The 6,876-nt window shown below is 70.8% G+C and carries 10 protein-coding genes; all 10 read left to right on the top strand.

Features of this window, described 5'->3' with window-relative positions; all coding sequences use genetic code 11:
* Window positions 1-542 (top strand): ABC transporter ATP-binding protein (locus VKG64_19075; GenBank protein ID HKB27144.1); only part of this gene is annotated, 542 nt, incomplete at its 5' end.
* On the top strand, window positions 542-1,405 hold the full coding sequence (locus VKG64_19070; GenBank protein ID HKB27143.1) for a branched-chain amino acid ABC transporter permease: 864 nt from the start codon (window positions 542-544) through the stop codon (window positions 1,403-1,405). The genes VKG64_19075 and VKG64_19070, both read left to right, overlap by 1 nt.
* Window positions 1,402-2,406: a branched-chain amino acid ABC transporter permease gene (locus tag VKG64_19065; protein ID HKB27142.1), complete on the top strand. Its 1,005-nt coding sequence runs from the start codon at window positions 1,402-1,404 to the stop codon at window positions 2,404-2,406. Before VKG64_19070 ends, VKG64_19065 begins: the two co-directional genes overlap by 4 nt.
* 21 nt (window positions 2,407-2,427) lie before the next feature.
* Entirely contained in the window at window positions 2,428-3,318 is an 891-nt protein-coding gene (locus tag VKG64_19060) for a chromosome partitioning protein ParB (protein ID HKB27141.1), read from the top strand.
* Between the two features lie 11 nt (window positions 3,319-3,329).
* Window positions 3,330-4,031: an SDR family NAD(P)-dependent oxidoreductase gene (locus tag VKG64_19055; GenBank protein HKB27140.1), complete on the top strand. Its 702-nt coding sequence runs from the start codon at window positions 3,330-3,332 to the stop codon at window positions 4,029-4,031.
* Window positions 4,032-4,146: 115 nt separating this feature from the next.
* Window positions 4,147-4,704, top strand: a complete 558-nt coding sequence (locus tag VKG64_19050; protein HKB27139.1) for a hypothetical protein — start codon at window positions 4,147-4,149, stop codon at window positions 4,702-4,704.
* A 153-nt stretch (window positions 4,705-4,857) separates the two neighbouring features.
* Window positions 4,858-5,391: an RNA polymerase sigma factor gene (locus VKG64_19045; GenBank protein ID HKB27138.1), complete on the top strand. Its 534-nt coding sequence runs from the start codon at window positions 4,858-4,860 to the stop codon at window positions 5,389-5,391.
* Between the two features lies 1 nt (window position 5,392).
* Window positions 5,393-5,878: a zf-HC2 domain-containing protein gene (locus VKG64_19040; protein ID HKB27137.1), complete on the top strand. Its 486-nt coding sequence runs from the start codon at window positions 5,393-5,395 to the stop codon at window positions 5,876-5,878.
* Window positions 5,879-5,880: 2 nt separating this feature from the next.
* Complete coding sequence (locus VKG64_19035) at window positions 5,881-6,147, top strand: hypothetical protein (protein HKB27136.1); 267 nt, start codon at window positions 5,881-5,883, stop codon at window positions 6,145-6,147.
* A gap of 1 nt (window position 6,148) precedes the next feature.
* Window positions 6,149-6,805, top strand: coding sequence for a DUF3106 domain-containing protein (locus VKG64_19030; protein ID HKB27135.1), 657 nt, complete (start codon window positions 6,149-6,151; stop codon window positions 6,803-6,805).
* Window positions 6,806-6,876: the final 71 nt, after the last annotated feature.

The following is a 6,876-nucleotide window of genomic DNA, read 5'->3' as shown; positions in this document are numbered from 1 at the left end:
CGGGCGAGCTCGTCTTCGAGGGCCGCTCGCTCGCGGGGCGGAAGGCGCACGAGATCGTCGCCCGCGGCATCGCCCACGTCCCCGAAGGCCGGCGCATCTTCCCGCTGCTCACCGTGGCGGACAACCTCAAGATGGGCGCCTTCCAGGCGAGCGCGCGCAAGCTGTTCGCCGAGAGCCTCGAGCGCGTCCACACGCTCTTCCCCGCCCTCGCCGAGCGGCAGCGGCAGCGCGCGGGAAGCCTCTCGGGCGGCGAGCAGCAGATGCTCGCGATCGGCCGCGCGCTCATGTCGCGGCCCAAGCTGATCCTCCTCGACGAGCCCTCGATGGGGCTGGCGCCGGTGCTGGTGCTCCGTCTCTTCGACCTCATCCGCCGCGTGCGCGAGGAGGGCTACACGATCCTCGTCGTCGAGCAGAACGTCCGTCAGGTGCTGAAACTCGTGGACCGCGCCTACCTGCTCGAGGTCGGGCGGATCCGCATGGAAGGGCGCGCCGCCGAGCTCGCCGAGCAGGACTTCGTGCGGAAAGCGTACGTGGGACTGTGATCGACCCGATCTTCCTCCTCGAGGCGGCGGTCAACGGGATCCTGCTGGGCGGCGTCCTCGCGCTCCTCGCGCTCGGCCTGAACCTGATCTTCGGCGTCATCGACATCGTCTGGATCGCGTACGTGGACCTCGTGATGGTCTGCATGTACCTCGTCTACTTCCTGGTCATGGTCTACGGCTGGCCTCTCTGGCTCGCCGGCGTGGCCTCGGTCGCGCTGGGGGCGCTGCTCGGGCTCGGTGTCCACCTCCTGATCATCACGCCGATCCTCGGGAGCGCCCCCGTCAACCAGCTCCTCGCGACGGGCGGGCTCCTCTTCTTCCTCCAGTCCTTCGCGACCTTCCTCTGGACGACCGACCACAAGACCGTCCGCCTGGCGCTCCCCATCCTCGAGGTCGGCGGCATGTTCTTCTCGTTCGCGCGCCTGATCGCCTTCGCGATCTCGCTCGTCGCGATGATCGGCCTCTGGATCTTCCTGCGCCGGACCTACATCGGCACCGCGATCCGCGCGGTCTCGCAAGACCGCGAGGCGATGGCGCTGATGGGCGCCGACCCGCAGCGCGTCTACTTCGTCACCTCGGCCGTCGGCGGCGCGATGGCGGGGCTCGCGGGCGCGCTGCTCATCATCCAGTACTCGGTCCACCCGTTCTTCGGCGCCGCGTTCGGGCCCCTCACGTTCATGATCTGCGTGCTCGGCGGCCTCGGGAACATGGTCGGCGCCTTCTTCGCCTCGTTCATCATGAGCGAGATCATCTCGATCGGCGGCGTCGTGATCTCGACCGAGATGGGCTACGTGATCGCCTTCGTCGTCTTCATCGTGATGATGTTCGCGCGGCCGGGCGGCATCCTGGCGAGGCGCGGATGAGCCTCGGGCGCGCCGCCGGCGCGGCGCTGCTCGCCCTCCTCGCGCTCGGGCCGTTCCTGCCGATGGCCGGCATGCGCCAGTACGTCCTCCACGTCATGATCCAGATCCTCATCTGGTCCTTCATCGGTGGGGCGTGGTCGCTGATGGGCCGGTTCGGCCTGGTCTCGCTCGGCCACGGCGCGTTCCTCGGCCTCGGCGCCTACACGAGCACGCTCCTCTGGAACTTCTACGGCCTCACGCCGTGGATCGGCGGCGTGGTCGCCGCGGCGCTCACGACCGTCGCGGCGCTGGTCGTCGCCTATCCGTGCTCGCGCTTCCAGGTCGTCGGCCACTACTTCGCCCTCGTCACGCTCGCCGTCGGCGAAGTCGTGCGCCTCCTGATCATCGCCGAGCGGAACTGGACCGGCGGCTCCCTCGGCCTCTCGCTCACGGCCGCCGCCGGCGACAGCCTCGTCGCCATGCAGTTCGCGGACAAGCGCGTGTTCTACTACGCCGCGCTGGTCCTCTGGCTCGCGGGGCTCTGGGTCTGGCACCGCGTGGACCGCTCGATGGCCCGCTCGGCGATGGAGGCGATCGGCGAGGACGAGACGGCCGCGGCCTCGGTCGGCATCCACGTGACGCGCTTCAAGGTGGGGATCACGATGCTCTCGGCGGCGCTCACGGCGGTCGGCGGCGTGGCGTACGCCCAGTACATCTCGTACGTGAACCCGGACACGCTCGCCGGCATCGGCGTCTCGCTCCGAATCGTCTTCGCCGTCGTCCTCGGCGGGATGTACTCGCTGCTGGGCGCGACCGTGGGCACGGCGCTGACGATCGCGCTGTCCGAGTACCTGCGCATCCTCTTCGGACTCAGGTTCATCGGGATGGCCGAGACGATCTACGGGCTCCTCCTGATCGTCTTCATCATCTTCCTGCCGGCGGGCATCTACGGCTCGCTCCGCGACCTCGTCGCGCGCGTGCGCGGCGGTGGTATTGTAGCGGGGTCCGCGAGATCCGCGTGAACCATGGGTGGTCCGAGATCGATGGCTGACAAGGCGCCTTCCCAGCAAGCGCAACAGCTCGCCTCGCAGGTCGAGCGCGACGGCGGGCGCGTGCTCGCGGTGTACCAGGAGCCCGTCGGCGATCACTGGCAGGTCTTCTGTCTCCTGCCCCGCGAGCGCTGCGAGGCGAGCCCCTACCAGCGCGACCTCTCGCCCACCCACGTGAAGCGCCTGACCGAGACCGTGAAGCGGCTCGATCGCTTCGTGGACCCGATCGTGGCGGTGTCGCCGAAGCCCGGCGTCTACTGGACGCCGAACGGCAACCACCGCCGCGCGGTGCTCGACAAGCTCAAGGCCGACCTCGTGCCGGCGATCCTCGTCGTCGAGCGCGAGATGCTCTTCGAGGTCCTCCCGCTGAACGTCGAGAAGGCGCACAACCTCAAGGAGAAGTCGCTCGAGGTCATCCGCATGTACCGGGCGCTCGTCCGCGACGAGCCCGACACCGGCGAGGACGCGTGGGCGGCGCAGTTCGAGTCGCCGCACTTCATCACGCTCGGCCTCCTCTACGACGAGAACAAGCGCTTCGCGGGCGGCGCCTTCGCGCCGATCCTCCGGCGCGTGGACAAGTTCCTGAAGCTCACCCTGCCGAAGGGCCTCGAGGAGCGGAAGGAGCGCGCGGACCTGGTCCGCGCCGCCGACGAGGCCCTCGGCGAGGTCGTCCAGAAGATCAAGAAGCGCGGGATCAACCATCCCTACGTGAAGAACTACGTGCTCGCGCGCACGACGCCGCTCACACGCGCGCGTAAGACGCTCCCGCCCTTCGACCAGACGTTCCGGAAGCTCCGCGAGAACCTGAAGGCGTTCGACGTGGCGCAGGTCCGCTACGCCGACATCCAGCGCTCGGCGATCATGGGAGCGCCGCAGGGCGATTGAGCGCGTCTCCGATGACGCTCCAGGATCAGGTCGCCATCGTGACGGGCGGCACGGGCGCCCTCGGCCAGGCGGTGACGCTGCGCTTGCTCGGCGAGGGCGCGGCGGTCGCGATCCCCTACGCGGTCGAGAAGGAGCGCGAGCGCCTCCTCGAGCGCGTGGCCCCGGCGGACCGCGGGCGCCTCGTCACCGAGGCCGTGGACGTCTCGAGCCTCACCGCCATGACCGCCTTCGCCGACGGCGTCGCCGCCAAGCGGGGGAAGATCGACGTCCTGGTCGCCGGCGTGGGCGGCTTCGCGGGCGGCGGCCTCGTCGAGACCGACGAGGCGACGTGGCGGCGGATGCTCGACCTGAACCTCACGAGCGCGTTTGCGACCGCGCGCGCCGTCGTGCCGCACATGCTGCGGGCGGGCTACGGTCGCGTCGTCGTCATCGCCTCGCGCGCCGTCGTCCCGCCGCAGGGCGGCTTCATCGCCTACACGGTCGCGAAGGCCGGGGCCATCGCCTTCGTGCAGGCGCTCGCCCAGGAGACGCGGTCCCGCGGCGTGACCGTCAACGCGGTGCTCCCGAGCACCATGGACACACCGGCGAACCGCGCGGCGATGCCCGACAGCGACCGGAAGGGCTGGGTGCCCGTAGAGGCTGTCGCCGACGCGATCGCGATGCTGGTCAGGCCCGCGGCGGCGTACATCACCGGCACGCTCCTCGCCATCTGACGCTTCCCCAGATATCCGGAATCTAAGGCGTTTCCCGCGCGGCCTGTAAACGATCCGATACCCCTCCGCGTCCCACCCGCCAAGCAGCACACATTCGACCCTGGAGGGGACAGCGATGAAGGTGCTCAAGGTGGTCGCGATCGGCGGGACCCTCGTGGCGCTGAGCTTCGGCGGCGCGTGGGCCCAGGACGTCAGGCGGGACGTCCAGGACATCCGCGAGGACCGCCAGGACATCCGGAAGGACGCGAAGGATCTCAACCAGGACCGGCGCGACCTGCGCCAGGATTACCGGGAGCTCTCGAGGGACCGCAGGGCCGGCGACAAGGACGCCGTCGCGCGGGACCTCAAGGACATCCGGCAGGATCGCCAGGACATCCGGAAGGACGCGAAGGACCTGAACCAAGACCGGCGCGACCTGCGCCAGGACCGCCGGGATCTCGCGAAGGACCGGGACATCAAGCGGGACCCGCGTGACCTCCGCAAGGGCAAGGGCGACAAGGCCACGGGGCTCGATCGCGCGGATCAGGCCGCCGGCGAGCACGGCGCACAGGGCCGCGAGATGGCCCGGGAGAAGCAGGACCGCAAGCGGGACATCGGGCAGGACCGGCGCGACCTGCGCCAGGACCGCCGCGAGCTCTACCAGGACGCAAGGCCGGCGACTAGGACGCGGTGAAGAAGAACCTGAGGGACGCGGTGTCGACGGCGTGGACCGGGGGCGGGGGAGGCCTGATTCCCCCGCCCCTTGCGGTGTCGGAGTCAGGAGTGGGAATGTGGGGACAAGGACCCTTGGCGTGTGGAGCCCACCGATGAGGCGCTGTGCCGGCGCGTGGCCGATCGGGACGAGGAGGCGTTCAATCTCCTCGTCGCGCGGTACCAGGAACGCTCGTACCGGCTCGCATGGTCGATCCTCCGGAACGCCGACGACGCGCGCGACCTCTCGCAAGAGGCGCTCATCCGGCTCTACCAGTCCGCTGGGAGCTTCGGCGGTCGTTCGAAGTTCTCGACCTGGTTCTACCGGATCCTCGTCAACCTCTGCCTGGACCATCGCCGGAAGAACCGGGGCTGGCGCCTGTGGCTGCGCGACGAGCCGGATCCGGAGTCGGGCGAGGCGCTCCTGGACCGCCAGCCGTCCCCGGTCACGGACCCCCTGGACGCCCTCGGTCGGGAGCGGACGTTGAGCACGCTGTGGGCGGCGGTCGACCGGCTCGCGCCCCAGCAGCGCGCGGCGGTCATCTTACAAGTGCAGGAGGAGCTGCCGACCGCCGAGATCGCGATGGTGCTGAAGTGCTCGGAAGCGACGGTGCGCGTGCACATCCACCGCGCGCTGCAGACGCTCAGGAAGACGATGGGGACGAGCTGAGATGGCCAGGCATCCCGAGAGCGAGCTGGTGCCGTATGTGCGGGGCGAGCTCACGCCCCAGGAGCGCGAGCGCGTCGCGCGGCACCTCGAGGACTGCCCCGACTGCCGCCAGGACGCCGACGGCCTGCGCGATCTCCTGGCGAAGCTCTCGCGCTCCGTGCCCGTCCCGCCCGCGGTCAACTGGGGCGGCTACCGCGCGGAGCTCCGCGAGAAGCTCACGGCGCGGAGCGCGCGGCGCCGGGTGTGGTGGAGCCGGCCGCTGCCGCTCGTGCTCTCGGCGAGCCTCGCCGGCGTCGTCCTCGTCCTCGCCCTCTGGAGCGGATGGCAGTCGCCGAGCGGCGTGGAGCCCATGACGCCCGAGGAGGCCGTCATCGGCCGCCGACTCGGGCTCCTCCAGCAGTACCCGGTGGTCGAGCGGCTCGACCTCCTCGAGGAATTCGACGTGATCCAGCACCTCGACCAGCTCGCGGGGACACGGGAGGGCTAGCGTTGATACGCTCGCGGCTGGCCGCCGCGCTCGTCGCCGCGCTCGCGCTGGTAGCCGTCGCCGGCGCGCGTGCGGCCGACCGCGATCCTGCGCCCGACGCGCGGATGCTGCTCGACCTGGATCTCCTGCGCGAGGCCGACCTCGCGCGCGACGGCAGTCTCCTGACGCGCATGGAGCTTCTCGAGCGCATGCGGCTCCTCGAGTCGCTCCCCGTGCTCGAGTCGCAGGGGGAGCCGGCGCGCGCCATCCCGACCAGGGAGGTGAAGTGACATGAAGGCCCGCGTGCTCGCGGGGCTCCTCGTCCTCCTCGCGATCGTCCTCGGCGCGATCCTGGAGGTCGCGTGGGGCCAGACGCCCCAGATCGAGGGGCTCGACCGGCTCACGCCCGAGGAGCGTGCGATCGCCGAGCGGAACCTCGAGCGGTGGCAGCGGATGACGCCCGAGCAGCGCGCGCGCGCGCTGGAGAACTATCGCCGCTGGAAGTCCATGACGCCGGAGGAGCGCCAGGCCGCGCGGCAGAACTATCAGCGGTTCCGCCAGCTCCCGCCCGAGGAGAAGGCGCGGATCCTGAGGGACCTCCAGCACTGGAACGAGCTGCCTGAGGCGCGGCGGCAGGAGCTCCAGAAGGCGCACGAGCGCTTCCAGAACCTGCCGCCCGAGCGGCGCGAGCGTATCCTGGAGCGGTACCGCCGGTGGGAGGCGATGCCGCCCGCCGAGCGCGAGCGTGTCATGAAGAACTACGAGCGCTGGCAGCAGATGACGCCCGAGCAGCGCGCCCAGGCGCGTGAGCGCTGGCGCAAGATCCCGCCCGAGGAGCGCGAGCGCCTCCGCGAGCAGTGGAAGAGCGCCACGCCCGAGGAGCGGGAGCGGCTCCGGCAGCAGTACGGCGGCCAGCGCCCGCCGCGCGGCCAGGAGCGTTCGCGGTGAAGCGGCTCGCCGTCGCGCTCCTGGCGGCGGGCGCCCTCGCGGGCTGTGGCGCGTCCGTCGGGGGCGTCGCC

The sequence above is a fragment of the Candidatus Methylomirabilota bacterium genome (assembly GCA_035260325.1).
Classification (GTDB): domain Bacteria; phylum Methylomirabilota; class Methylomirabilia; order Rokubacteriales; family CSP1-6; genus AR19.
The sequence above is the reverse complement of the archived record's forward strand: the minus strand, read 5'-3'. Positions and strand labels throughout refer to the sequence as shown.